This window comes from Streptococcus canis, assembly GCF_900636575.1.
Classification (GTDB): domain Bacteria; phylum Bacillota; class Bacilli; order Lactobacillales; family Streptococcaceae; genus Streptococcus; species Streptococcus canis.
The window spans coordinates 1,437,219-1,463,282 of sequence record NZ_LR134293.1 but is presented as its reverse complement, the minus strand read 5'-3'; the positions used below and the strand labels follow the sequence as shown (position 1 = coordinate 1,463,282).

Genomic DNA, 26,064 nt, shown 5'->3' with positions numbered 1-26,064 from the left:
GTTTTGGGACCATTCAAAACAACATAGCTCTAAAACGTGTGCATGAGGATGTTTACACAGACAATTGTTTTGGGACCATTCAAAACAACATAGCTCTAAAACCTCGTAGACTATTTTCGTCCACAATTTTTCGTAATCGCACTATTTGTCTTAGCTAGACTTTAGTCTTAAACAGTCCTTTTCATAGCTCCATTATACGCCAAAAAACCTATAGAATCAACATTTACGAATGTAGTCTAAGTTGTATGTTCTTTTATCAAAAAATAATCTTCATCTAAAATATATTGGGGAATATTGTATAACTTTCTTGGTTCTATAAAAAGAACTGTTTGCTGAGACAAGTCAATATATTCTCTTATCTTCAATAATTCTTCTTTTGTAAGGTAAGAACCACAATTAATAAAAATTAAAAGTTTCTTTTTTGAAAGGTATTTGAAAACTTGTAAAATTTCAAGACACTTTTCAAAGATAGTATCACTTTGTGTTTCAACCTTGACTCCCAGAGCTTTTATCAGTTCCAAAATGGTGATCTCATCGTATTCTAAATCCAACTCATTTTCTAAGCATTCATAAGCAATCAATTCCGTTATTGTGGCTGCTAATTTCTCAATCATAGATTTCACTTCAGGTTGACTATTGAAACAATCTTCTAAATCAGCATGAATCATTTTCAAAATGCTTGGGGAATTGATATCATAACCTAAGATATCAGTGATAAGCATGACTTCTGATACTTTTAAGGCTTTTAATTTAGTATCAAATATTTGAAGGTCATTGGTTTCCCCGTACTGATAACATTGCCTTACGAAACTAGAGAACACATTCACATCTTTAATAACCAATGTTGTCATTTTTTCGATTGTCAAAGGATTGTCCAATAGCTCAAAGTTAATCATCACCATTGTAAGCCTCCCCTAGAAAGATTAAGCGATTATCTGTATTAGCAATGCAATTGTTTTTTTCACCATGTAGGTAAATCATCCTAGCAAATTGTTTTTCTGTTACTATTAGCAAAGTAATATTTCCTTTTTTAGGATTATTCTCTCGTAGTCGTCCAATCATGGCATTATTTGCAGTACTATTCAGTAAAAGCTTGCTATAAATAGAAAATTGATGCATGATAAACCCCTCAGATAACAAAAACTTTCTAAATTTTCTATAAGCCTTGCGTTCATCTGCTGTGTCCGTTGGCATGTCAAACATAAGAATCATTCTCATATATCGATAGCTCATATCCTAAATTCAGGAACTCCTTTCCCTTTATTATTGAGAGCTTTCACTACTTTTTTGGTATAATCACTGACAATATTAGTAAGATACATCTCTTTACCGTTGTATAAAAATGTATCGGAAAACAACGTGAATAATTCTCTTTTTATTTTTAGAAATGGTTGATTTCGATTTTCAAAAACAATCTTATCTACTAAGGGTCTAAAAGGCTCCATAATATCACTTGCAAAATTAAACTGATTAAATTGATTGGCATGTTTAAGCCCAAATTGAGTCATACAACCAGAGACAACTACTTCACGCGCAAACATACTCAATAGTAATGTATAGCCATAATCTAGCCCTGCATTAATCACATTGTCCTGTTCACGTGAAAAATCATTCCCAAATAAAGTATTGAAATATATGCGCGCTGAATGCCCTTCTCGATTACTAGGATCAAATAGTTCCAAACCATGATATAGCTCCATAATAGATTGGGACTTTTCAAAATAAGAACATGCTCCTAGATAGCAGGATTGATTCAAAATCTTTTGAGCAATAATGGTCGTCCAAACCTCCGATTTAACCTCTTCTGACCAAGACATTTGTTTTCCCAGCTGTAAACTCGAATCATGACGACCATAAAAAGGCATCAGCATAGCTTTTGGCAACCGTTTATCATCACAAAATATGAGGAGAATATTCTCATCCACTAACCGTTTTATCAACATAGTGGATAAGATAATATCCGTCGTTTCCAATAACAAAATATCAATTTCTGACAGGTGGATGAGCTCCGTTTTATAGGCATCCTTAAAAATCAGATGATTATTCTTATACGATAATTTTGAATGGGTATTTACCACAACCGTTCGCCAACCAGCCATCAGTCACCTCCTAATTGACTCAAATCAGTCCTCGTTTCGTAAAGACCTGTGATGGATTGATAGATGAGAGTTGCATCTAAAACTTCTGTCACTGTTTGATACCTCAATCTTCCTTGTTTTACATCCAAGTCCAAAAATGTAAATCCTCCTGATGCTCCAAAAGAAGTATATTTAAGTAAAGAAACAAATGAATTTGATAAGAGGATAGAATCTGAAACTGCAAATTGCTCATCAAAAGAAGATTTTAAATTTGAATTCACCTTATTCTTCAGAATATATTTCTCAGAGAAGTCAATAATTTTTTCAAAAATCTCCTTGAATTCCTCACGATGTTGCTCTATATATCCTAAATTATTTGAACCAGTCGTAGCTGAAATATTTTGGGTATAATATAATAATCTAACTAAATGTTGTGGCAACACTAACTCATTAGCTTTTTGTAGTTCTGTTGCACTAGCCAGCATCCGCCTTCTGCCATTTTCCAATTCAAATAGACTGTATTTTGGTAATTTAAAAATGAGCTCTTTTTTGATGTCTTTATATCCTTTGGCTTCTAAAAATCCGATAGGATCTTTTTCATAGCTACCCTTTTCCATGATAGTGATACCAACTAATACTTTAACAGATTTTAACTTCTTTGCTTTACCTTTTTCTACCTTAGCAACCACTAAGATTGAATAAGCTACCGTTGGACTACCAAAGCCTCCGTATTTTCTCGTATCCCAGCCTTTCTTACGGGGGATCAATTTCGCTGATTCTCTCTTTGACAAGATAGATTCTTTAGAGAATCCGCCTGTCTGTACTTCTGTCTTCTTGACAATATTGACTTGTGGCATGGCCAATACTTTTCGAACAGTGGCGAAGTCTTTTTCTTTATTCCAAACGACTTCTCCAGTTTCCCCATTAGTTTCGATTAGAGGGCGTTTGCGAATCTCTCCATTTGCAAGCTTCACCTCTGTTTTGAAAAAGTTCATGATATTAGAGTAAAAGAAACGCTTTGCAGTTGCTTTGCCTATTTCTTGCTCAGACTTAGCAATCATTTTACGAACATCATAAACTTTATAATCACCATAGACAAACTCTGATTCAAGTTTTGGGTATTTTTTAATAAGAGCTGTTCCAACAACTGCATTCAGATAAGCATCATGAGCATGGTGATAATTGTTAATATCACGTACTTTATAGAGTTGGAAATCTTTTCGGAAGTCAGAAACTAATTTAGATTTTAAGGTAATCACTTTAACCTCTCGGATAGGCTTATCATTTTTATCACGTTTAGTATTCATGCGACTATCCAAAATTCGTGCCACATGCTTGGTAATTTGACGGGTTTCAACCAATTGGCGTTTGATAAAACCAGCCTTGTCAGCTTCGCTCAAACCTCCACGTTCAGCTTTCGTTAAATTATCAAACTTACGTTGAGTGATTAACTTGGCATTTAGAAGTTGTCTCCAATAGTTTTTCATCTTTTTGACTACTTCTTCACTTGGAACGTTATCCGATTTACCACGATTTTCGACAGAACGCGTTAACACCTTATTGTCTATTGAATCATCTTTAATGAAACTTTGTGGAACAATGTGATCGACATCATAATCACTTAAACGATTAATATCTAATTCTTGATCCACATACATATCTCTTCCATTTTGTAGATAATAGAGATAGAGCTTTTCATTTTGCAATTGCGTATTTTCAACAGGATTTTCTTTAAGAATCTGACTTTCTAATTCTTTGATTCCTTCTTCAATGCGTTTCTTTCGCTCACGTGATTGTTGGAGCCCCTTAGTGGTTGTCTGATTTTCACGCGCCATTTCAATCACGATATTTTCTGGCTTATGCCCCATTACTTTGACCAATTCATCAACAATTTTGACAGTCTGTAAAATCCCTTTTTTAATAGCAGGGCTACCTGCTAAGTCTGCAATCTGTTCATGTAAACTATCGCCTTGTCCAGACACTTGTGCTTTTTCAATCTCCTCCTTAAATGTCAAACTATCATCATGGATCAGCTGCATAAAGTTGCGATTAGAAAACCCATCTGATTTCAAAAAATCTAATATTGTTTTACCAGATTGCTTATCCCTGATACCATTAATCATTTTTCGAGACAAGCGTCCCCAACCAGTATAATGGCGACGTTTAAGCTGTTTCATCACCTTATCATCAAAGAGGTGAGCATATGTTTTAAGTCTTTCCTCAATCATCTCCCTATCTTCAAATAAGGTCAATGTTAAAACAATATCCTCTAAGATATCCTCATTTTCTTCATTATCCAAAAAATCTTTATCTTTAATAATTTTTAGCAAATCATGGTAGGTACCTAATGACGCATTAAATCTATCTTCTACTCCTATAATTTCAACGCTATCAAAACATTCTATTTTTTTAAAATAATCTTCTTTTAATTGCTTAACAGTTACTTTTCGATTTGTTTTGAAGAGTAAATCAACAATGGCTTTCTTCTGTTCACCTGAAAGAAATTCAGGTTTTCGCATTCTTTCAGTGACATATTTGACTTTTGTCAATTCGTTATAAACTGTAAAGTATTCATAAAGCAAACTATGTTTTGGCAACACTTTTTTGTTTGGAAGCTGTTCATCAAAATTTGTCATTCGCTCTATGAATGACTGAGCTGATGCACCTTTATCGACAACTTCTTCAAAATTCCATGGGGTAATGGCCTCTTCAGACTTCCGAGTCAGCCAAGCAAAACGGCTATTGCCACGCGCCAACGGACCAACATAATAAGGAATTCGGAAGGTCAAGATTTTTTCAATCTTTTCCCGATTTTCCTTTAAAAATGGATAAAATTCTTCTTGTCTTCTTAGAATAGCATGTAGCTCTTTTAAATGAATTTGATGAGGAATAGAGCCGTTATCAAAGGTACGTTGCTTGCGCAGTAGGTCATCACGATTTAGTTTTGCAAGTAATTCCTCAGCACCATCCATTTTTTCTAAAATCGGTTTGATAAATTTATAAAATTCTTCTTGTGTAGCTAGTTTCGTTGTTCGTTTTCTATGTTTAATACCAATGCCAACATAACCCGCATAGCCATTTTTGGTATCATCTTTAAAAATTTCAGCATACTTTTCTGGAAATTGTTGTCGAACTAAGGTTTTTAATAAAGCCAAATCTTGATGGTGTTCGTCATAACGTTTGACCATTGAAGCTGATAACGGTGCCTTAGTTACCTCACTATTTGACCTCAAGATATCCGAAAGTAAAATAGCATCTGATAAATTCTTAGCTGCTGAAAATAAATCTGCATATTGATCACCAATCTGACCCAATAATTCATCTAAATCATCATCGTACGTATCTTTCGAAAGCTGTAATTTGGCATCTTCAGTCAAATCAAAATTTGATTTAAAATTAGGAGTAAGTCCTAAAGCAAGAGCAATAATATTCCCAAATAAACCATTTTTCTTTTCATTTGGAAATACTGCAATTAGTTTTTCTAAACGTTTCGATTTACTCAATCTAGCCGATAATATTCCTTTGGCATCAACCTCTATTTCATCTAATGGACTCTCTTCAAAAAGTTGATTATAGGTCTGAATTAACTGATAAAACAATTTAGCAACATCACTGTTTTCCGCATTTAGCTTTCCTTCGATGAGAAAATGTCCACGAAACTTAATGATATGGGCTAACGCCAGATAAATTAGGCGCAAGTCTGCTTTTTCAGGAGAATCCGCCAATTTTTTCCGCAAATGATAGATGGTTGGGTAGTTTCTATGATAAGCAACTTCATCAGCTAAATTACCAAAAATGGGATGACGTTCGTTTTTCTTGTCTTCTTCTACCAAAAATGATTCTTCAAGTCTCTGGAAAAAACTGTCATCCAACTTCGCCATCTCATTGGCAAAGATTTCTTGTAAATAGCGAATACGATTCTTCCGACGTGTATATCTTCTACGAGCTGTCCGTTTGAGACGAGTCGCTTCCGCTGTCTCCCCGCTGTCAAATAACAGAGCTCCCATTAAATTCTTCTTAATAGACTTACGATTGGTATTCCCCAAAACCTTGAACTTCTTAGATGGTACCTTATAATCATCAGTGATGACGGCCCATCCGACGCTATTCGTTCCGATATCAAGCCCAATTGAATATTTTTTCTCCATTTTTCTCTCCTAAATAAAGATTTTAAATGATATTACGCATCATTTAAATCATTTCAATAATACTTTTAATGACTTCTTAAATAAGTTTAATATGCTTTAATTTTTCTTTGCCAAACCACTTCCTCGTTTTATAAACTAACTACATAATAATATAAAATAATTATAACACAAAATCCTTCTCTTAACTAACTTATTTTGATAATATTAGATTGTATTATGTAGTGTTTTATTGCTTGTAAATTTCTTTGATTTCTCCTTGATTATTTTCCTAAAAAAGTATAAAATAATCTTGTTGGGACTATTCAAAACAACATAGCGAGTTAAAATAAGGCTAGTCCGTAATCAACTTGAAAAAGTGAGCACCGAGTCGGTGCTTTTTTTATATCTTTATTTTACTCTGACTGCAAACAAAAAAACAAGCGCTTTCAAGACGCTTGTTTTTTGTTTTTAAGAAAATGAATCTCTTAATCCTTATTTCATTCTACATTAAGACGTTGCCTCCTTGCCAAGCCTACTAAGCTCCACAAAATGATTTCGTAAACGATCATAAAGAAAAGGAAACAGTGCAAGAAAAAAACTTCAGGGAGAAGCCAGATGATTGGATCTTGCAGTGGATCAAAGAGCCAACTACTATCTCCTACAAAAAGCATCTTATGAAAGAGGATAAAAAAATGATCAAAACCAATGAAGCTGGCCGTTAGGCCAATTATAAGAGGAAACAAAGCTGCCATCATTAAAGGCTTTTGAATGAGCCAGAAACTGTTGGTTTTGATCATTTGCGTGAAAGTCTTAACAGTTGGGTAAAGGAGACCAAGAAAAATGACTTGAGTTAGGTGAAAAAGCCATTTAACATCTGCGAAATGCTTGAGTCCGTCTGCCGATGAATGAAAACTAGCCAATTCCAATCTTGTCACAAAGGGATTGGTTAAGTAATGAAGGAGCCCATTGTAATTATAGAGTATAGACGATTTGGTCATCAAAACCACTTGTTCCAAATGTAAATAATCAATCTCTACTGGATAAAGTAACCAGGCTGCATAGATGGTTATTAAAACAGACAAGGCTAATACCCATAGCCAGCTACAAAATAATTTAATGTTTTCTACCATCACAATTCCCACTCATCAAGACTAGATAGGACATGATCTGGCTGCACTGGTAAGGTTGGTACTTCTTCAGGTCTTGTAAATCCTGTTGTGACTAAAATGGTAGCTATGTCATTTTGAATACCTGCCATAATATCAGTCAAGTAATTATCCCCAACCATCACTGCTTCGGAATGTTTAATACCTAATACCTCTAGTGATTTATTCATAATGATAGCATTGGGCTTGCCAATAAAAACAGGTTTCACACGTGTAGCAGCTTCTAACAAGGCATTCAATGCACCCGCTCCTGGCATCAAACCACGTTCGGTTGGAATATTTAAATCAGGATTTGTCCCAATAAAGAGAGCACCCTTTTGAATAGCCAAGGTAGCTATGGCTAACATCTCATAGGTCACCTGACTGTCTAAACCAACCACCACATAAGCTGGATTTTCGAGATCTTCTACATAACCTGCTGCTGCAATAGCTGATTTGAGACCTGTTTCCCCAATAACGTAAGCTGTCTTGCCACAGTTCATGTCATTCATGTAATCGACGGTTGCCATGGTAGCCGTATAAATGGTCTCAATGCCTGTCTCAACATTAAACTGATTGGCTAGCATGTCTTGCACCATTTCAGGTGTTCTTGTGGTATTATTAGTCACCAATAAATAAGGAATGCCTCTTTCTTGCAGACGTTTGATAAATCGTTCCCCTGCTGGAATACGGTTTTTCCCTTGGTAAATCGTTCCGTCTAAATCAATTAAATAACCCTTATAAGGCACTTGTCTGTCTCGCTTTCTATTTTTGTATCGGTTGCCACTCAATCATGGCTTGGGCATTCAAATACCCATTTGATGTGATTTGATGGTAAGAGATTAATTGGTCCAACTGGTAACTGGAGGTAATTTGACCACCTGGTGAGACTTCTTTGACATATTTTAAAGTCATGCGTAAAGGCTCATGGGTCTTTAAAAACTCATATCCTAACACATCATACATCCAATCTAAATATTTACTATTATTGACGTGACCATTCATGTCAATGTCAAAATATCGGACATGGTAGTCGCGATCAATTGACTCCTCTAAGAGATGCATTTTAGGAGCACGGCGTAGCTTTTTAACAAAATCAGTTTCAAAAGGCGCCACTAAATCTTCTGGAATACTTGCCACCTTTCGAGTATCTGGATGTAACAAAGCAAAACAAGCTAAAATATCCACCAAAAGTTGACCCTCTTGGTCATAAATATAAAATTGTCGGTAACAAAATAATTTATTATAGGACATGGCCTGTGTCTCAATGGTAATGGTTTCCTTGAAACGTGGCAAGCGATGGATAGTAACCTCATAGTCCGTCACAATCCAGACTAGTCCATATTCCTCTAAAAGGTAATCATTACTCCGTCCTAATGCGGCAGATTGTCTCCCCGAAACTGTTAGACAATAATCCAAGAGAAGGGGAAATTTAATATCTGATTTGACATCACATAATTCAAACGGAAGTTTAATGTCTTCGCGGTAACTTAATCCCATAACCAATCTCCTAATCTAGTATAAATTGCTCAGCAACAGAATCGCCTAAAAAAAGACCTTGTTTAGTCATTCTGACAAAGGCATCGTCTTTGGCAAGCAGCCCTTGATTTTTTAATTTTTTGACAATTTTGCCATATCGCTCCTCAAAAGAGAGACCAAATTTTGATTCAAAGCGTTCAATAGAGACACCTGTTTTTTTACGCAATCCCAAAAAGAGCTCCTCTTCCATCATTTCTTCCTTGCTCAGCACTTCTTCATTCAGTCTGGCATTTCCCGCTGCAACCGCTTTAAGATAATGCTGAATGGGCACCCGATTTCGATAACGAACACCATTAAGGTAACCCGAGGCACCCGCACCACACCCAAAATATTCCACATTGTCCCAGTACATCAAGTTATGTCGGCTTTCAAAACCTGGTTTGGTAAAATTAGAGATTTCATAGTGTTCAAAACCATTGGCTTCCATTTCAGAAATGATATACTCAAACATTTCCGCTTCCAAGTCCTCCGTTGGTAAATTAAGTTTACCACGTCGCATCTTATTCATAAAGACTGTATGATGTTCCAAAATAAGGCTATACAAGCTAAGATGAGGAATATCCAAAGCAAGGGCCTTGGCTACATTTTCCTTGACATGATCTAAGGTTTGACCTGGCAAGGCATAAATCAAATCAATGGAAATATTATGAAAACCTGCGGCCTTTAAATTGGCGATGGTGCTATAAATTTGTTGTTCATTATGGCTACGGCCAATCTGCTTTAATTGTTTATCATTAAAGGTCTGAACACCTAAGGAAATCCGATTAACTGCTGACCTTCGGAGCACCGCAATTTTATCTGGCGTCAGATCACCAGGATTTGCCTCGATTGTGAACTCTTCAAGATTATCTAAATTGAGATTCCGTTCAAGGTGACTCAGCAAATACTCCAATTGCTTAGCAGTGATAGCTGTAGGTGTCCCCCCTCCAATATAAAGGGTTTTTAAATCACGAATACCATAGGAATCAAATTCTTGAATCAAAGCTTGCAAGTAGGCATCGACTGGTTGATTTTGGATAAAAACTTTTGAAAAATCACAATAATAACAAATTTGTGTGCAAAAAGGAATATGCACATAAGCTGAAGTAGGTTTTTTTGACATGTTCTTATTATACCACTTTAGAGGGTAAATGCCCCTACTAAGAAACCATTTCTCTTGATTCTTCATGACTTGGACAAATATTTCACGAGCTGACAAGCGACAGAATGGCTTTCATTTCCTGACTCGCAACCCTTAGCTATCAGAACAAACCCTTGTTCTTGGTAAAAAAGTTTGCTTGATTCTCGACTGACGAGAACGCTTAATGGAAGGAGTTTCTCTTGCATATCTGCCAGAATATATTTCTGGACAGCTCCCACAATAGCTGCTGGCAATTCGGCTTCTTTTCCTTGAGAAAGAATCCCTAAAGTCATTTCCAGAAATTCTCCCTTTTTTTGAAGAATCACAAAGGCCACTCTTGCCCCATTTCGAAGCACTTGGAAAATCGTCTTATGATTATTAACAGTAGCCGCTAATACTTGATTAGCTGCAACTGTTGATAGAGGATGATAAGTTTCTCCTCTATCTGCTAGCAATTGCTCTGCGATTTCTCTTACCATAGGCATCACATAGAAAGATGGGGTATCCCGTAACCGTCCAAAATTTTTAGACAACTGTTTAATGCGGCGCTTTTGAGTGTCTTCTTTTGGTGTTTGATAAACATAAGAAGCATAGCCCTCTTGGTATTCAGGAATCATGTCTAAATAAAGCTGAGCTGCTAGGGGAGGTAATCCGTTAGCGAGGTCTGCTATCATTTGCTTGGTCATTAGTTTTCCTTTCTCTTAATTGTAAAAAGAGACCTGGACTAAGCGCCCAAAGTCTCCTTTGTTTTGTAACAAAAACACTGAAACAACAACTTCGCTCTTTTAGCAATCAAGCCCAATTTCTGCACGCACAACATCAGCGATGGTGTTCACATAATAATCGACTTCAGTATCTGTTGGCGCTTCTGCCATGACACGAAGCAGAGGTTCTGTGCCACTTGGTCTCACAAGAATGCGTCCGTTACCTGCCATTTCTTCTTCCATTTTTGCAATGATATTTGCAATAGCTGGAACTTCCATAGCACGTTCTTTCATGCTGTTCTCCACACGGATATTAACCAATTTTTGAGGATAGATAGTCACTTCACTTGCTAATTCAGACAGACTTTTTCCTGTCTCTTTCATGATTTTCGTTAATTGGATAGCTGTTAGTTGGCCATCTCCAGTGGTATTGTAGTCCATGATAATGACATGCCCTGATTGCTCACCTCCGAGGTTATAGCCTGAACGACGCATTTCTTCTACCACATAGCGATCACCTACAGCTGTGATTGCTTTATTGATAGCATGGCTATCCAAAGCTTTATGGAAACCAAGGTTAGACATCACCGTTGTGACAATGGTATTTTGCGCAAGAAGGCCTTTTTCTGATAGGTACTTGCCGATAACAAACATGATACGATCACCATCAACAATAGCGCCATTTTCGTCAACTGCAATCAGACGGTCACTATCACCATCAAAGGCCAATCCTAAATCAGCACCTGTCTCCTTAACAAGTTCTTGAAGCTGTTCTGGATGTGTTGAACCAACACCGTCATTAATATTTAAACCATTCGGTTTTTCACCAATAACAGCAATTTCTGCATTTAAATCTAAAAAGACATCACGCGCAGAAACAGAGGCTGCACCGTTAGCCGTGTCTAAAGCAACTGTCATACCCGTCAAATCAGTCCCAGTTGTTACCAAGAATTTTTCATATTTACGAAGACCTTCTGGATAGTCAACTAAGGTTCCAAGACCCTCAGCACTTGGACGTGGCAGGTTATCTTCACTAGCATCTAAGAGGGCTTCGATTTCCAATTCTTGCTCATCGGCTAACTTGAAACCGTCATTTCCAAAGAATTTAATGCCATTGTCAAGTGCTGGATTATGACTAGCAGAAATCATGACCCCCGCACTTGCTTTTTCAGTTCTAACTAAATAAGAGACACCAGGTGTTGCTAAAACACCAAGTTTATAAACTTCAATACCAACAGACAGCAGACCAGCAATCAAGGCTGACTCCAGCATTTCTCCTGAAATACGAGTGTCACGTGCCACAAAAACTTTGGGTCTTTCGGTTTCGTGTTGACTTAAAACATAGCCGCCAAAGCGACCAAGTTTAAATGCTAACTCAGGTGTCAGCTCAACATTTGCTTCCCCACGAACACCGTCTGTTCCAAAATATTTTCCCATAATTTATATAAGCCTACTGGCTTCCTCCATTCAATTTTCCTTGTTATTATCCATTATTTTTTAGTGGTTGTCAACTGAACGGTCACTACTGACGGCTCAATAGACACCTGATTAGAAGACAAACTCACAGTCTTACTAGTGTTTTTAGTCACGTCAGAAATATTAACTTCTGCAACGATTTCATCAATAGCTTCTAAGGCCTCTCGACTTCCAGAAATAAGAGCAGTTTGTTTGGACAACTTATATTGAATATCTGATAAACCGTCATTCATTACTCCAACTGCTTCAACCCTAATAGGAACCGATTTCGTAATTTTCTTAACACCAACTGTCAAATTGGCCTTGGCTGGATCAATGGCACTTGCTAAGATTGTTCCATCAGCAGAAACAGCTTGTAAGGTGACACGACTGCTGTAATTTGCATCCAAGACCTGATCATCAGGTAACTTGGCGACAACATGGTCAATCAAGGCAATAGTAGATTCATCACTAGTCACCTCGACCTTATCAATTCCTGTTTCAATCTTACTAATCTCATAGCCATTTGCAATTTGTTTGGCATCTACACTGCCTCGAACAGGAAACATCTTTGATTCTTTTTTACCAATAGTTACTGAAATTTTATCGGGTGAGACCGTAGCAGTTACCCCAGAAGGTAAATTTTCCACTTTCAATGTTACTGTGACCGTTCCAGGATGACTCTTGGTTAAGTCTGCTACAATCTTAAAACTGCGAGTGTCGCTATTCACTTCAGAATCAAGTTTAATCCGATTGGTAGAGGTTAGATAAACTTCAGCGCCATAAGAATAACCGCTGATAAAATATTTCTCACTATCATATTTTATATCAATAGGCACATCTTTAAGGCTATGGGTGTATGTTTCAATCGGACTATAAATTTGTGACCCAGAATTTTTGTGGTTACTTGAAGCGGCCGTCAAAAAAAGAAGAATAGCAAAAAAAACTGAAACTAAGGCTAACCAAAGGCGACTATTTAAAAATCGTTTCATTTAGCTTTTCCTCCTAAAATTTTTTTAAACCATGGCAAGGTAACACTTGGTTCACTGATTAAATACGTTCTAAGAACGGTTTCAAATTCATCTGCTGTTAAATCATGCAAAAATTGCCCCTTACGCGCTACCGAAATGGCCCCTGTTTCTTCTGAGACGATAATGGTCAAGGCATCAGAATGTTCAGACAAACCGATAGCTGCTCTATGTCGTGTTCCAAATTCTTTGGAAATTGTCATTGATTCTGACAAAGGCAAGTAGGCACAAGCTGCCACAATCTTATTCTGACCAACAATAACCGCACCATCATGAAGTGGTGTGTTGGGAATAAAGATATTAATTAATAGTTGATTTGAAATATCGGCATGTAAAGGAATACCTGTCGCAATATATTCTTGTAGGGTCTGTGTCTGCTCGATAGCAATCAAAGCCCCAATTTTCCGAGGACCCATATAGGCCACAGACTTAATCAAGGCATCTACCAAAACTTCCTCGCTGCTAACTGTTTGTTTTTGGAGAAAAACTTGCGTAGATCGTCCAAACTTTTCAAGCCCTGCTCGAATTTCTGGTGCAAAAATCACAACTCCAGCAATGACTCCGTAGGTAATAACTTGATTCATCAAATAGGTGATGGTAGTAAAACCAACCCATTCTGCAATAAAGCGAATAATCAAAAAGAAAATAACGCCCTGCACTAAAGACATGATTTTGGTCCCCGTCAATGCTTTAATAAACCGATAAATCAGGTAGGCAACAATTAGAATGTCCAAAAGATGCACTGCAAGCATCCAAGGGTCAGAAAATAAACTCAATAAAAACTTTGTGTCAATGCTAGATAAATTACTCATACAACTCTCATTCCTATCTAAAACAGATACTATTAGTAGTATATCACGATTCGTGACATTTTTCCTTATCTAAAATTGAGAAACTTGTGATAAAATATAAACATGAAAATAAAGACATTACTCGGTTTGAGTGTCGGCAAAGCGGCTCAATTGATTTTAACAAAGATGGGGCGAGGCTCCACTTATCCTGGGCATCTAGCCTTATCTTTTGATAAAGATATTTTAGACACTCTCTCACAAAACTACGATATTGTTGTTGTCACTGGAACAAACGGCAAAACCTTAACCACTGCCTTAACCGTTGGTATTCTAAAAGAAGCCTTTGGGGAAGTCCTCACCAATCCAAGTGGTGCCAATATGATTACTGGTATTACGTCGGCTTTTTTATCTGCTAAAAAAGGAAGATCTGGTAAACAAATTGCTGTCTTAGAGATTGACGAGGCCAGCCTTCCAAGAATCACGACTTACTTAAAACCTAGTTTGTTTGTCTATACTAATATTTTTAGGGATCAAATGGATCGCTATGGAGAGATTTACACCACCTATCAGATGATTGTAGATGGTGCTAGCAAAGCACCTGAAGCAACTATCTTAGCCAATGGAGATAGTCCTATTTTCTCTTCCAAGGACTTAGTTAATCCAGTTAAGTACTATGGCTTTAATACCACTAAGCATGCTCCGCAGCTAGCCCATTATAATACAGAGGGGGTTTTATGCCCAAAATGCGAACATATCCTTTACTATCGTCTCAATACTTATGCTAATTTAGGAGATTTTGTTTGCTTAAATTGTAACTTCCAAAGACCAACCTTAGATTATCAATTAACTGAACTAACAACTATTACCAACAACAGTTCTGAATTTGTTATCGATGGTCAAGATTACAAAATTAACGTGGGTGGTCTTTATAATATTTATAATGCTCTTGCTGCAGTTGCTGTTGCCGAATTTTTTGGCGTTAAACCTGAACAAATCAAAGCTGGATTTAATAAAAGCAAGGCTGTTTTTGGTCGTCAGGAAACCTTTATGCTTGGTGATAAATCTTGCACCCTGGTTCTCATTAAAAATCCTGTGGGAGCTAGCCAAGCCCTTGAAATGATTCAGCTAGCTGCTTACCCATTTAGCCTATCTGTCCTTTTAAATGCTAATTACGCAGATGGGATTGATACCAGCTGGATTTGGGACGCTAATTTTGAACTCATTACTCAAATGCCCATTACCGAAATAAATGCTGGTGGTGTTCGCCATTCTGAAATTGCCCGCCGATTACGTGTAACAGGTTTTGATGAAACAAAACTATCACAGGCTGAAAAGTTAGAAGAAATCATGCAAGCCATCGAAAAACAAGAAGCCAAGCATGCCTACATCTTAGCAACCTATACGGCTATGTTAGAATTCCGTAGCCTCCTTGCTGACCGCCATGTCGTTGAAAAGGAGATGATCTAATGACCTACACTTCACTAAAATCTCCAGAAAATCGTGACTATCACTATGACCTTCACATTGCCCACCTCTACGGTAATCTTATGAATACTTACGGTGATAACGGTAATATCCTAATGCTTAAATATGTGGCTGAAAAACTTAAAGCCAGAGTTACCGTAGATATTGTGTCCCTCAATGATGCCTTTGACCAAGACCACTACGACATTGTTTTCTTCGGTGGCGGACAAGATTACGAGCAGAGCATTGTAGCCAAGGACTTACCAAACAAAAAATCTGCCCTTGCAAACTACATTGCTAACAATAAGGTCGTTCTTGCCATCTGCGGTGGCTTCCAATTGTTAGGACAATATTATGTACAGGCCAATGGTGTTAAAATCAACGGACTTGGCATTATGGGGCACTATACCCTCAACCAACACCAAAATCGTTTTATTGGAGATATTAAAATTCATAATGACGAGTTTGACGAAACCTATTTTGGCTTTGAAAATCATCAAGGACGTACCTTCTTATCCGATGATGAAAAGCCACTTGGACGCGTGATTTATGGAAACGGCAATAATAAAGAAGACCAAACCGAAGGCGTTCACTATAAAAATGTGTACGGTAGTTACTTCCATGGCCCTATCTTGTCACGGAATGTTAATTTGGCTTATCGCTTAGTGACAACCGCTCTCAAACAAAAATATGGCTCTACTATTTCCTTAGCTTCTTACGATGCTATTCTCAACCAAGAAGTAGCTGAAGAATACGCTGATGTCAAGAGTAAAGCTGCTTTTGATAAAGCTTAAAGAATTCACTATTATCATAAACATATCAAAAAGAGGCTGTTTATTCCAGCCTCTTTTTTTAAGCCACAATGGCTTTTGCAACTTCTTCAAGGGTCATGCGTGAAAAATATTGAGTGGTATCAATGGTTTTCAGACGTTCAAGCACATCACTATATTCATATTTGCAACCAATCAATAAATGCTCAATGTCTTGCACATCTTTGATACCAAAGAAATCGCCATAGATTTTAAGGTTTTTAATGATAGAATTTTCAACATTCGCAAAAGTAGAAATTTTACCCGCAGGATAACGAACATTTCGCTCAATCGTATACTCTGGCGCTTTTCCATAGGTCCAATCCCAGCTGCCAAATTGTTCCTCAGCAGATTGTTGAATCTTAGCCAATTCATCCTCTGACAAAACATACTCTGTCATGTCTGGGTAAGTTTCTTTCATTTTAGCCAAGATTTTATCTGAAAATTCATCAACAGTAATCTTTTCTGGCAATTCATTTAAGATATTAGTCACACGAGCACGAACTGATTTCACCCCTTTAGACTCAATCTTGTCCTTGCTGACCTTAAGAGCATCTCCAAGGACTGTCATGTCCACATCAAACAAGAGACAACCATGGTGCATCATGCGACCTTTATAGTAGGCTTGAGCATTTCCACAGATTTTTTTGCCGTCAATTTCAATATCGTTACGACCTGTAAAATTGGCTGTTACTCCTAAATCTGCTAAAGTCGCAATCACAGGTTGTGAAAAAGTTTTGAAATCAAAGGCACCTTCTGCTGTTTTATTTGAAATAATAGTATAATTCAAGTTATTCAAATCATGGTAAACTGCCCCGCCACCAGATAAACGACGGACAACATGAATATCATGTTCATCAATGTATTCTTTATTGATTTCTTGAATGGTATTTTGGTGCTTACCAATAATAATAGCTGGTTCATTGATCCAGAGGATAAACAATTCGTCTTCTTCCACTAATTCTCTAAAAGCGTAAGCTTCAAGGGCAATGTTAAAGGCAGGATTGTGACTTTTGTTAACAATGTATTTCATAGAAGAAAAAATCCTTTCAAAAATGTAATCTACCCCTCTAGTATAATGAAAACAAGCGTAAAAGACAAGTGTATAGCCCAGTTAGGCAATACTGAGGTTCCCAAAAGAATTGGTAAGCATTCACCAGTTGATGCTTACCAATTCTTTCACGGTAGTAGTGATCCTCAGTGGCTGTCAAATTAATTTTTGTAACCAATACTTCCTGCTGGATAGAGCGTTGAGCCCCAAAGGTTAACCTCAATTTCTTTAGCGAGTTTAACGTTTTTGTCATCAAGAACAGTTCTCCACCACTCCCATGCTAGACCTGTACATTCTCTTGCAAAGACTCTAATGTTTCGAGCATTAGCTGGTAACGGAATGACTGTTGAAAATGGTGAGGTTCTATCATGACCATTACCTTCCCACGATTTCTCAGTAACGATTTCCTTACCTGTTGCATCGTAATCAACTTCATCCCAGAAAACTCTAAATTGTGCAACAAACCAACCTTTATTGGCTAATGTCATTTTCCCACTAGTAAATTCAGTCGTTGTTGTTTCTACATATTCACTTCTATTATTAACACCAGCAATTTTATTGTCTTTAAGAAACACGCTTGTGTATGAAATCGGATAAGCAGGATTTTTTCGACTAAAGGTCGCATTATCCTTAATCACATTTCTAATTACGTCAAAATCTTTAGTAACAACTTTGTTATGCTCTGCCGCGTCACCACCTAAAACAACGGCTGTAAAAGAACTATTTTCTAGAATATCAGAGTATTTCCCTTTGGCTTTAACATCTGTTCCTTTAAGTGCTGCACTGAAAGCTGCTTCAACATCTAGGCTTTTAGAACTTGTTTCTAACTTGACAAAAACGGTTCTACCGTAGGCCACATTACTTACAAGTAACGGTGGTGCTTCATTACTAACCCCTTTTTTAACCAATTCATCCATGTTGACTGATTTGTCAAAAACATCCGCCGGACTACTAGGAAGATTTGCTGATACAGTATAAAAAATTTGTTTGTAAGCAGCAATCATTACTTTCTTCTCACCTTTTGAGATAGAATTAAAGTCAATTCCTAAGGTAGCATCAAGAATCTTACTGTTAACATTCAAGGCTGCCTCAATTTGAGATTTTGAATAAACCATTGTTTCAGAATATTGCGTTCTCGCTGGCAAGGTATTACCACCTGAGTAATTATCATGCCATTTATTAACAAGATTATCAACGGCAGTAGAAACATTTGAATACGTTGGATTGGCAACTTCTACGGTAGCTGCTTCCCCCATACCTGGTAAATCTATATGAATGTTTTGAGGTTTTCGCTTTGCAATAAGAGTATCAGGTTTATTTTCGGTAAAGTTTTTGTTAGCCAATTGAAGGGCACCTGGATAAGTGCGATCAGTAACAGAATCAATGATTGAAATGTCAACAGGTGTCGTATTAATATCTTTTTTCCTTCTTTCGATGACAATAAATTTATCAGCTTTCTTCTTACCTTCTTTTGGAATAAAGTTCTCAACACTTTCTCCATTTTTAGCTAATACTTCTAATTCATTGTAGTGAAGGTCATAGATACCCTTATTCAACGACTCCGCATGGTCTATTTCAGCCTTCTTTTTATCCTCATCTACTTTTTTCTCGGCTGCTATTTCCTTGGGATTCAACTTAATCATTTCATCTGAATTAAGCATTTTATCTTGTTTAGGATTCTCTCCTAATTTTCCTAATATAGTTTCGTCCGATATCGTATTTCTAGAATCAGCACCTATGATTTCTATTGTATTTCCATCAGAAGTACTACTAATTTCAAGCTCTGTAGTTTTTTTGTTTGATTCAGCGTTAGCTGTAGCAAAATGACACATAATCACTGCTGCTGACAATAAGCCCGCAACTCTAGCATACTTTTTAAAACTTTTTTTCATTAACTTCATATCCTTATCCTAATTTAGAATGTTAGTAAAACTCTTTCTAGCATATCAAACATACTATCTTGATAACATGCAAATTCTCCGATCTGATAAGTTTTCATTTTATTTTTTAAGTCTTCATTCGATAAAGCTACTTTAATATTAGTTAAAATAGGCTCTTGATCCACTGTAAACGGAACAGTTTCATAATAACGAAGCATCAGCTTTTGCGAATTTAGAAATAAAAGCGCTTGATAAACTTGAATAGGATCGTTACTGACAGACATTTCTAGCAAAGCCTCTTGGACAAGTTCTTTAATTTCTGTCTTACCTTGTAAAAAACTTGGATACAAACAATACTCAAAAATAAATTCTGAATCAGAAATATCTGACATCAAAGAATCCCGACTCGTTAACCGATGTGTTTTATCTTGACCAACAAAGTAACGAATCAACTCCCTTTTACTAAGTGATTTGTTAAACAATGCTACATACTGTTCATAACCATTGGGACAATTATACATGTTGACCTACTTTCTGAACTACATTTTTTTAATTTTAAAACGGCCGCTAACTTGTTTCCTCTCACCTTTCGGTGTAATAATAGTCGGATCTACAATTTCGAAGTAGCCTTTTGAATCAATTTCTGCTAATACTTTCTTTGATGAAATCCCTTTGACATCAATCGAAGGAAAAATTAATTCACTCTCTGAATTTTGAATATTTTTTCCAGCAAAGGTTTGACAACCTGGAATATTCAAAGAATTAGCACCTGGGGTGTCACCGCTTGCCGTTCTGATAAAGCCTAACTGATTAATATTCTTAGCAAGTGCTGCATCGTACTCATATTGGTAAACACCGTCTTTATATTTACCAGGATCAACACCCTTAATTTCTTCAATCGCAGCTGCTGCCTTTAAATTTCCTTTATCATCATAGAGGTGAGCATTGTCTTCAGCGACACTCGTCACGAATAAACCATGTTCTTGTCTTCCGATTGAAAATCCTCTAGCAGCATTTTCAAATGCAGAAATAATATCTTTTTTGCTGGCAATATGTGACGCACCAGTGTCCAAATAGATTTTCTTGAGGTTTTCAACAAATTCTTTTTTATAGTTGTACTTCCTACTTTCGTACATACGATAGTATTCGGTTCTTGAAGAAACCGCAGACATGGCAATAGCCTTATCAGCATAAGCTTCAGCATATTTAATAAATTCTTCAGCTTGCTGATCTGTTACCCACTTTTCTCTTAACTGGTTGAATTTATTTTGAAATTTATCCTTTTCCAAGTTACCAAATGTAACCTCAGAAATAGCTAAGGTATCTTTGTTTTTCCCTTGATGGATAGCCGTCACTTCAATTTCAACCTTGTCCACATCAACTTTCTTGTCTAATTCAACATGATATGGTTTTTTCGTGTAATTATCCGCAAAGTCGACTTGTTGGACCAAGACCAATTTATCACCATTATAGTATTTGAGATCTGCTTTAGCAATTCGGTTTTTGTTATAGTAATTTTCTTTACTTGACACATCTCCATTCGTAATAAGAACTCTTCCGATATTTGTCAACGAGTCAAATTTATAAGATAGGGTTTCACCAACACCATTTCCTGGAGAATCATCTTCCCAAGCTGTTTTCATGGAACTATCCAAAGTGTGCATGATATGCTTGTTTTCTTTTGAACTAGAAGCCGTAGCTTCAACAACTGTTGTAGAATCATAGTTCTTAGATTTTTTAGCTTTTTTTAATTTATTAGTGTTAGATTGACGTGCTGACTTAACAGGTGATGCGTAAACACTATCCCCAATGAAGTCGTTAGTCACGCTTCCCGTGAGAATGGTAGTAATACTAGCCATTAAAATAAACTTAGAAAGAGAAAATTTATTTTTCTTCATATAACCCGCCTTTAATTTTATTTTAAAAATATAATTAAAATATACAAATAAAAGATCATTTTGTCAATATGTTTTCTAATCATTTTAAAAATATTTTTATATGATCTATTTAGGAAAGTTCTAAAATGAAGTTAGCCACCTAAGGGTATCAAAAAACATCTCAGAGAGGTATAATTGTCATCACCACAACAACAATTAGAAAGACTCTGAGATGCAAGACTATTATACACCCAAAAGTAAACAGTTGACACTAGCTGAGCGTCGAATGATTGACCGTTAGCTTCTAGAAGGACAGTCAAAATCGTGAAATAGCGAGAAGATTGGCTAAAGCTCCTCAAACCATTCACAATGAAGTCAAACGCGGGCAAGTTAGACAACAAGTACGTCAGGGGAAATATGAACAAGTTTACTCTGCTGACTTTGCCCAAGAAGTTTATGACAATAACCGTAAACGCTCCGTTAAACAGATGACTCTAACGAAGGAACTCAAAGAAAAGATTGTTCATTACATCAAACAAAAATACTCTCCCGAGATGATGGTTAAGGCAAAAGGGATACCCGTTCCCATCTCCACCATTTACTACTGGATTCATCATAGACAATTAGGATTGACCAAGGCTGACAGGCTTTATCCTCGAAAGAATGTAGCTTCAAAAAAGCATGCCAGTCCCAATTTTAAGCCGGCTGGAAAGTCTATTGAAGAACGACCTGCAAGCATTAATAAGCGTGAGAATAGCGGTGATTTTGAAATTGATACAGTTTTATTCAGACGAGAGCAAAAAACGAGTGTCTACTGACGCTGACAGACAGAAAAAACCGCTACCAAATGATTCGACTTATTCCTGATAAGTCGGCTTCTTCAGTGAATCAAGCCTTGAAGTCTATTCTGAAAGTCTATCCGATTCGCTCAATCACAGCTGATAACGGAGCTGAATTCAGTCGCTTATCAGAGATTTTTGACCCTGAAAACATTTACTATGCCCACCCCTATTCCTCTTGAGAGAGAGGAACAAATGAAAATCATAACCGACTCATCCGGCGTTGGTTACCAAAGGGAAGTAAAAATGCGACTCAACAACAAGTCGCATTTATTGAAAATGGGATTAATAACTACCCAAAGAAACTACTTGATTACAAATCTCCTAAAGAGTTTTTACAGACTGGCTAACTTACACTTGAAATTTGGCTTCTTGTGTTTACACAAAATTATTGACAGTCTCTATTTAAGTTTATACCTTACTTTGATTAAATTACCCGTAAAAATAATTCTTCTTCACCTCTAATAATAACTGTCATTTTTTATGGCAGTTAATTAAGATAATAAATTTTCTACTTTTTATTTTCAGATAGTAAGTGGGAAACTCTGACGGATTTCCCCATACCAAAAAGAGAGAACCTAACCGATTCTCTCTCAACTCTCTATTAGACTCTAAAAAATAGCTCTGAGCCTTTTGGCCTAGAGCTATTTTTCACTACTCTTTTTCTTATCGAGTTAAAGTGATTATTTACGTTTTGGTGGGTTATGGATAGCTTCACCAAGAACATCTGCAAAAGCTTCATACATGACTTCAGAGAAGGTTGGGTGTCCGTGAATTGATAATAACAATTCATCAACAGTCAATTCTGCTTCCATAATGGTTGCCGCTTCGTTAATCATTTCCGCTGCAGCTGGTCCAATAATGTGAACTCCTAGGATTTCATGGTATTTGGTATCAGCAATGACTTTTACAAAACCATGTGCTTCGTTTGAAGCAATGGCACGCCCATTACCAGTGAAACTATTTTTACCGATAAGCACATCACCGTATTGCTCACGAGCTTGTTCTTCAGTTAAACCAACCATTGCCACTTCAGGGTGAGTGTAAACAGCTGCTGGAGTGTATTTAAGGTTAGCTTTACGAGTCGTATTACCATGGATAGCATTTTCTGCAGCTACTTCACCCATACGGTAGGCAGCATGCGCAAGCATTTTAGTTCCATTAACATCACCTGGTGCGTAGATACCTGGAATTGATGTTTCTTGGTAGTCATTAACTTTGATACGGTTACGATCCATTTCAAGGTTAAGGTTTTCAAGTCCGTTCATTTGTGGCACACGACCGATAGAAAGCAAGGCTTTTTCAGCAACAACTTCTTCACCATTATTAAGTTTCAAGGTCAATTGGTTATTAGCTTCAACAATCTCAGAGACACCAACAGATGTTTTGATCTTCATACCTTTCTTAGAAAGGATTTTTTGAAGTTCAAGAGAGACTTCCTTATCCATTGCTGGGATAATACGGTCTGCCATTTCAATAACAGTAACATCGACACCATATGATGCCCAAACAAGTCCAAGCTCGATACCAACGACACCACCACCCATAACAGCAAGTGATTTTGGCATTTCACGAAGATCAAGAATATCATCAGACGTTAAGACAAGCTTAGAATCAATCCCTGGAATATTGATACGTGATACCTTAGACCCTGTTGCAAGAATGATGTTGCGACCTTTAATCGTTTGTGACCCAATAGTTACAGTCTTGTCAGGGTTTACTTGACCAAGACCATTAAAAATAGTGACTTTATTAGCTTTAAGAAGTCCTTGAACACCGCCTGTTAAGGTTTTCACAACGGTGTTTTTAAAGTCAACTGTTTTGTCCATATCAATCGTGTAGCTAGTTGATGCAAGGTTAATCCCGCGTCCTGCTGCAATCTTGATACCATCAAGGATTTCAGCATTTTTTAGATAAGTCTTCGTTGGAATACAGCCTACATTCAAGCAAGTACCACCAAATTCGGATTTCTCAACGATGGCAATTTTACCACCAAGTTGAGCGCCGCGAATAGCAGCATAGTAACCAGCTGGGCCACCACCAACAACGATAATATCATATTCATCGTCAGCAAGCGCCGCTTTTGGTGTAGCTGAAGCAGCTTGAGTTGGTGCTTTTGGCACCTCAAGTCCAGCAGCTTCCAAATCTTCTGTTGTACGAGCAACGTTGACATCTGAAGCAGCTGAGCTTGAAACCTCAATAGATTCACCTTCTGCACCGATATAACCGATAACTTCTGTTACAGGTACTGTTTCACCTGCTTGGCGAGTAATTTTAAGAAGAACACCTGAGTCTTCTGCTTCAAGTTCCATATTGGTTTTGTCTGACATGATTTCAAGAAGAATATCACCTTCATTAACAGTATCACCTTCTTGTTTTTTCCACTCGATGATTTCACCTTCTTGCATGTCAACACCGAGTTTTGGCATAATAATTTCAACAGCCATTATTGATTTCCTTTCGTAAGATACAAAGGGTCTTTAACGAACGCTATCACAAATGAAAACTAACGAGTTTTCATAAGTTTGTTCAATACCCATACCTATTTTTTGTTAAAGATACTATTTCTGTAAAAATGAAATAGTATCTGGATACTAATATGATCAGATTAACAATTCAAATGGGTTTTCCATCAATTTCTTGAGGTCAACCATGAATTTAGCACCATTCATACCGTCAACCAACCGGTGGTCAATGGTCAAGCACATTGCCATAATTGGACGAGCAACAATCTCACCATCCACAACCGTTGGGGTTGGAATTGTGGCACCAACACCAAGAATAGCTGAGTTGGGTTGGTTAATGATTGGATTAAACGTCTTAGTACCAAACATTCCCAAGTTGGTAATTGAGAAGGTTGAGCCAGACATTTCAGCTGCTTTCAATTTACCAGTTTGTGCCTTTTTAATCACATCTTTTGAGGCAAGAACGAAGTCTGATAAACTCATCTTGTCAGCCCCATGAATAACTGGAACGATAAGACCATCATCAAGACCTACAGCAATACCAAGGTTGACAAAGCGATGCAACTCGATATCATTGGCATCATTGATAAGTGAAGCGTTCATATATTCATGTTCAGGTTTCATCAAGGTCTTAACAACTGCCATGCCAATCAAGTCCGTAAAGCTGACTTTAAGACCTGTTTTAGCCATAATTGGATCGATTAACTTCTTACGAAGGGCAATCATTTCTGTCATGTCAATATCGTAGTTAAGCGTAAAGGTAGGTGCAGTAAGATAAGAGTTTGTCATACCTTTAGAGATTGCCTTACGCATAGCTGACATTGGCTTGTGTTCCACACCTTCTGGAAGTTCAACAACTTTTTCTTCTTTAAGTGCTGATGGTGCTTTTGCTTCAACTGGTTTAGCTGCTTCAAGGGTAGCCATAATGTCTTCTTTCATGACCTTACCATTAAAGCCAGTACCTGATACGGTTGCCAAATCAATGCCTTTATCAGCTGCAATTTTACGAGCAAGTGGTGATGCTTTAGGTTGAGCACCTTTAAAGTTCTCAACGTCTTCTTTATGCACACGTCCTTTTGGGCCTGTCCCTGGCACTTGGCCAAGATCAATACCCAATTCTGCCGCTGCTTTACGGGCAGCTGGGGTAGCACGTACTTTTCCACTATTTCCTTGAGGAATAGCTGTCGCTGCTACCTGAGGAACTGGACTTGCCACATTCTTTTTTGGAGCAACTGCTGGTCCAGCATCAGCTGACGCAGGAACTGGAATTTCTGTTGCTTTTTCGCTTGAAGCAATAGTATCTACTGATTCACCTTCTGCACCAATATAACCAATAACTTCTGTTACAGGCACAGTATCACCAGCTGGGCGGACAATTTTCAATAGCACACCTGAGTCTTCTGCCTCAAGTTCCATATTGGTTTTGTCTGACATGATTTCAAGTAGGACATCACCTTCATTGACGGTATCACCTTCTTGTTTTTTCCATTCGATGATTTCGCCCTCTTGCATGTCAACGCCGAGCTTTGGCATAATAATTTCAAATGCCATTTCTACATCCTTTCACGATTTGATAAGCGCCACTAGCACCCTCATTCCTTTACAAAATGTCAGAAACATAAGGTGGTATGACGCGGGATAAGACAACTCAGTACTTCTAAAAACTTTCAAAATAGTTTTTAGCTGAGAAGT

Annotated in this window: 20 protein-coding genes and 1 pseudogene; 3 read left to right on the top strand and 18 right to left on the bottom strand. The window is 37.2% G+C overall.

The genetic code is table 11. The features are described 5' to 3' along the window. Positions 1-236: 236 nt before the first annotated feature. The 12 genes from csn2 to cdaA all read right to left on the bottom strand — a co-directional run bounded on the left by csn2 (position 237) and on the right by cdaA (position 14,008). Positions 237-902, bottom strand: a complete 666-nt coding sequence (csn2, locus tag EL097_RS07435; RefSeq protein ID WP_003043810.1) for a type II-A CRISPR-associated protein Csn2 — start codon at positions 900-902, stop codon at positions 237-239. After that, positions 889-1,233, bottom strand: a complete 345-nt coding sequence (cas2, locus tag EL097_RS07430; protein WP_003043813.1) for a CRISPR-associated endonuclease Cas2 — start codon at positions 1,231-1,233, stop codon at positions 889-891. The genes csn2 and cas2 overlap by 14 nt, the downstream gene beginning before the upstream one ends. Further along, the gene (cas1, locus tag EL097_RS07425) at positions 1,230-2,099 is read right to left on the bottom strand and encodes a type II CRISPR-associated endonuclease Cas1 (protein ID WP_003043816.1); all 870 of its coding nucleotides are present in this window, start codon (positions 2,097-2,099) and stop codon (positions 1,230-1,232) included. The genes cas2 and cas1 overlap by 4 nt, the downstream gene beginning before the upstream one ends. Beyond that, positions 2,099-6,226: a type II CRISPR RNA-guided endonuclease Cas9 gene (gene cas9 / locus EL097_RS07420; protein ID WP_003043819.1), complete on the bottom strand. Its 4,128-nt coding sequence runs from the start codon at positions 6,224-6,226 to the stop codon at positions 2,099-2,101. Before cas9 ends, cas1 begins: the two co-directional genes overlap by 1 nt. A gap of 476 nt (positions 6,227-6,702) precedes the next feature. Beyond that, positions 6,703-7,335, bottom strand: a complete 633-nt coding sequence (locus EL097_RS07415; protein ID WP_003043824.1) for a TIGR01906 family membrane protein — start codon at positions 7,333-7,335, stop codon at positions 6,703-6,705. Further along, on the bottom strand, positions 7,335-8,099 hold the full coding sequence (locus EL097_RS07410; RefSeq protein ID WP_003043827.1) for a TIGR01457 family HAD-type hydrolase: 765 nt from the start codon (positions 8,097-8,099) through the stop codon (positions 7,335-7,337). The genes EL097_RS07415 and EL097_RS07410 overlap by 1 nt, the downstream gene beginning before the upstream one ends. A 16-nt stretch (positions 8,100-8,115) precedes the next feature. Further along, on the bottom strand, positions 8,116-8,850 hold the full coding sequence (locus tag EL097_RS07405; protein ID WP_003043830.1) for an acyl-[acyl-carrier-protein] thioesterase: 735 nt from the start codon (positions 8,848-8,850) through the stop codon (positions 8,116-8,118). 10 nt (positions 8,851-8,860) lie between these two features. Beyond that, positions 8,861-9,991: a radical SAM family heme chaperone HemW gene (gene hemW, locus EL097_RS07400; protein ID WP_003043832.1), complete on the bottom strand. Its 1,131-nt coding sequence runs from the start codon at positions 9,989-9,991 to the stop codon at positions 8,861-8,863. A gap of 62 nt (positions 9,992-10,053) precedes the next feature. After that, on the bottom strand, positions 10,054-10,695 hold the full coding sequence (locus EL097_RS07395; RefSeq protein WP_003043835.1) for a hypothetical protein: 642 nt from the start codon (positions 10,693-10,695) through the stop codon (positions 10,054-10,056). Between the two features lie 99 nt (positions 10,696-10,794). Next, positions 10,795-12,150: a phosphoglucosamine mutase gene (glmM, locus tag EL097_RS07390; protein ID WP_003043838.1), complete on the bottom strand. Its 1,356-nt coding sequence runs from the start codon at positions 12,148-12,150 to the stop codon at positions 10,795-10,797. Between the two features lie 53 nt (positions 12,151-12,203). After that, complete coding sequence (locus EL097_RS07385; RefSeq protein ID WP_003043840.1) at positions 12,204-13,160, bottom strand: CdaR family protein; 957 nt, start codon at positions 13,158-13,160, stop codon at positions 12,204-12,206. Beyond that, a complete protein-coding gene (gene cdaA, locus EL097_RS07380) occupies positions 13,157-14,008 on the bottom strand; it encodes a diadenylate cyclase CdaA (RefSeq protein WP_093999391.1) in 852 nt (283 codons plus the stop codon). Before cdaA ends, EL097_RS07385 begins: the two co-directional genes overlap by 4 nt. 102 nt (positions 14,009-14,110) lie before the next feature. On the opposite strand from cdaA, the gene murT reads away from it, so the two are divergent. Both murT and gatD read left to right on the top strand, forming a co-directional pair. Then, on the top strand, positions 14,111-15,454 hold the full coding sequence (murT, locus tag EL097_RS07375; protein ID WP_003043847.1) for a lipid II isoglutaminyl synthase subunit MurT: 1,344 nt from the start codon (positions 14,111-14,113) through the stop codon (positions 15,452-15,454). Then, complete coding sequence (gene gatD / locus EL097_RS07370; RefSeq protein ID WP_003043850.1) at positions 15,454-16,245, top strand: lipid II isoglutaminyl synthase subunit GatD; 792 nt, start codon at positions 15,454-15,456, stop codon at positions 16,243-16,245. Before murT ends, gatD begins: the two co-directional genes overlap by 1 nt. 58 nt (positions 16,246-16,303) lie before the next feature. Here gatD and EL097_RS07365 read toward each other — a convergent pair whose 3' ends face one another. The 4 genes from EL097_RS07365 to EL097_RS07350 all read right to left on the bottom strand — a co-directional run bounded on the left by EL097_RS07365 (position 16,304) and on the right by EL097_RS07350 (position 21,089). Further along, entirely contained in the window at positions 16,304-17,293 is a 990-nt protein-coding gene (locus EL097_RS07365) for a lipoate--protein ligase (RefSeq protein ID WP_003043852.1), read from the bottom strand. A gap of 179 nt (positions 17,294-17,472) precedes the next feature. Then, positions 17,473-19,203 carry a thiol-activated cytolysin family protein gene (locus EL097_RS07360; protein WP_003043855.1) on the bottom strand — a complete coding sequence of 577 codons (1,731 nt, stop codon included), beginning with the start codon at positions 19,201-19,203 and terminating at the stop codon, positions 17,473-17,475. Positions 19,204-19,226: 23 nt separating this feature from the next. Continuing rightward, complete coding sequence (locus EL097_RS07355) at positions 19,227-19,712, bottom strand: NAD glycohydrolase inhibitor (RefSeq protein WP_003043858.1); 486 nt, start codon at positions 19,710-19,712, stop codon at positions 19,227-19,229. 18 nt (positions 19,713-19,730) lie between these two features. Continuing rightward, positions 19,731-21,089 (bottom strand): NADase-type glycan-binding domain-containing protein, encoded by a 1,359-nt coding sequence (locus tag EL097_RS07350; RefSeq protein ID WP_003043860.1) that lies wholly within the window; start codon positions 21,087-21,089, stop codon positions 19,731-19,733. Between the two features lie 211 nt (positions 21,090-21,300). Between EL097_RS07350 and EL097_RS07345 the strand changes: the two are divergent. Continuing rightward, positions 21,301-22,257, top strand: a pseudogene (locus EL097_RS07345) (IS30 family transposase). A gap of 333 nt (positions 22,258-22,590) precedes the next feature. Here EL097_RS07345 and lpdA read toward each other — a convergent pair. Beyond that, positions 22,591-24,354: a dihydrolipoyl dehydrogenase gene (gene lpdA, locus EL097_RS07340; protein ID WP_003043863.1), complete on the bottom strand. Its 1,764-nt coding sequence runs from the start codon at positions 24,352-24,354 to the stop codon at positions 22,591-22,593. A gap of 156 nt (positions 24,355-24,510) precedes the next feature. After that, positions 24,511-25,923: a dihydrolipoamide acetyltransferase gene (locus EL097_RS07335; protein ID WP_003043866.1), complete on the bottom strand. Its 1,413-nt coding sequence runs from the start codon at positions 25,921-25,923 to the stop codon at positions 24,511-24,513. Between the last annotated feature and the right edge of the window lie 141 nt (positions 25,924-26,064).

Bases quoted from the DNA above. Each gene is read 5' to 3' on its own strand.
- csn2 (WP_003043810.1), bottom strand. From the start codon at position 902: ATGGTGATGATTAACTTTGAGCTATTGGACAATCCTTTGACAATCGAA.
- cas2 (WP_003043813.1), bottom strand. From the start codon at position 1,233: ATGAGCTATCGATATATGAGAATGATTCTTATGTTTGACATGCCAACG.
- cas1 (WP_003043816.1), bottom strand. From the start codon at position 2,099: ATGGCTGGTTGGCGAACGGTTGTGGTAAATACCCATTCAAAATTATCG.
- cas9 (WP_003043819.1), bottom strand. From the start codon at position 6,226: ATGGAGAAAAAATATTCAATTGGGCTTGATATCGGAACGAATAGCGTC.
- EL097_RS07415 (WP_003043824.1), bottom strand. From the start codon at position 7,335: ATGGTAGAAAACATTAAATTATTTTGTAGCTGGCTATGGGTATTAGCC.
- EL097_RS07405 (WP_003043830.1), bottom strand. From the start codon at position 8,850: ATGGGATTAAGTTACCGCGAAGACATTAAACTTCCGTTTGAATTATGT.
- hemW (WP_003043832.1), bottom strand. From the start codon at position 9,991: ATGTCAAAAAAACCTACTTCAGCTTATGTGCATATTCCTTTTTGCACA.
- EL097_RS07395 (WP_003043835.1), bottom strand. From the start codon at position 10,695: ATGACCAAGCAAATGATAGCAGACCTCGCTAACGGATTACCTCCCCTA.
- glmM (WP_003043838.1), bottom strand. From the start codon at position 12,150: ATGGGAAAATATTTTGGAACAGACGGTGTTCGTGGGGAAGCAAATGTT.
- EL097_RS07385 (WP_003043840.1), bottom strand. From the start codon at position 13,160: ATGAAACGATTTTTAAATAGTCGCCTTTGGTTAGCCTTAGTTTCAGTT.
- cdaA (WP_093999391.1), bottom strand. From the start codon at position 14,008: ATGAGTAATTTATCTAGCATTGACACAAAGTTTTTATTGAGTTTATTT.
- murT (WP_003043847.1), top strand. From the start codon at position 14,111: ATGAAAATAAAGACATTACTCGGTTTGAGTGTCGGCAAAGCGGCTCAA.
- gatD (WP_003043850.1), top strand. From the start codon at position 15,454: ATGACCTACACTTCACTAAAATCTCCAGAAAATCGTGACTATCACTAT.
- EL097_RS07365 (WP_003043852.1), bottom strand. From the start codon at position 17,293: ATGAAATACATTGTTAACAAAAGTCACAATCCTGCCTTTAACATTGCC.
- EL097_RS07360 (WP_003043855.1), bottom strand. From the start codon at position 19,203: ATGAAAAAAAGTTTTAAAAAGTATGCTAGAGTTGCGGGCTTATTGTCA.
- EL097_RS07355 (WP_003043858.1), bottom strand. From the start codon at position 19,712: ATGTATAATTGTCCCAATGGTTATGAACAGTATGTAGCATTGTTTAAC.
- EL097_RS07350 (WP_003043860.1), bottom strand. From the start codon at position 21,089: ATGAAGAAAAATAAATTTTCTCTTTCTAAGTTTATTTTAATGGCTAGT.
- lpdA (WP_003043863.1), bottom strand. From the start codon at position 24,354: ATGGCTGTTGAAATTATTATGCCAAAACTCGGTGTTGACATGCAAGAA.
- EL097_RS07335 (WP_003043866.1), bottom strand. From the start codon at position 25,923: ATGGCATTTGAAATTATTATGCCAAAGCTCGGCGTTGACATGCAAGAG.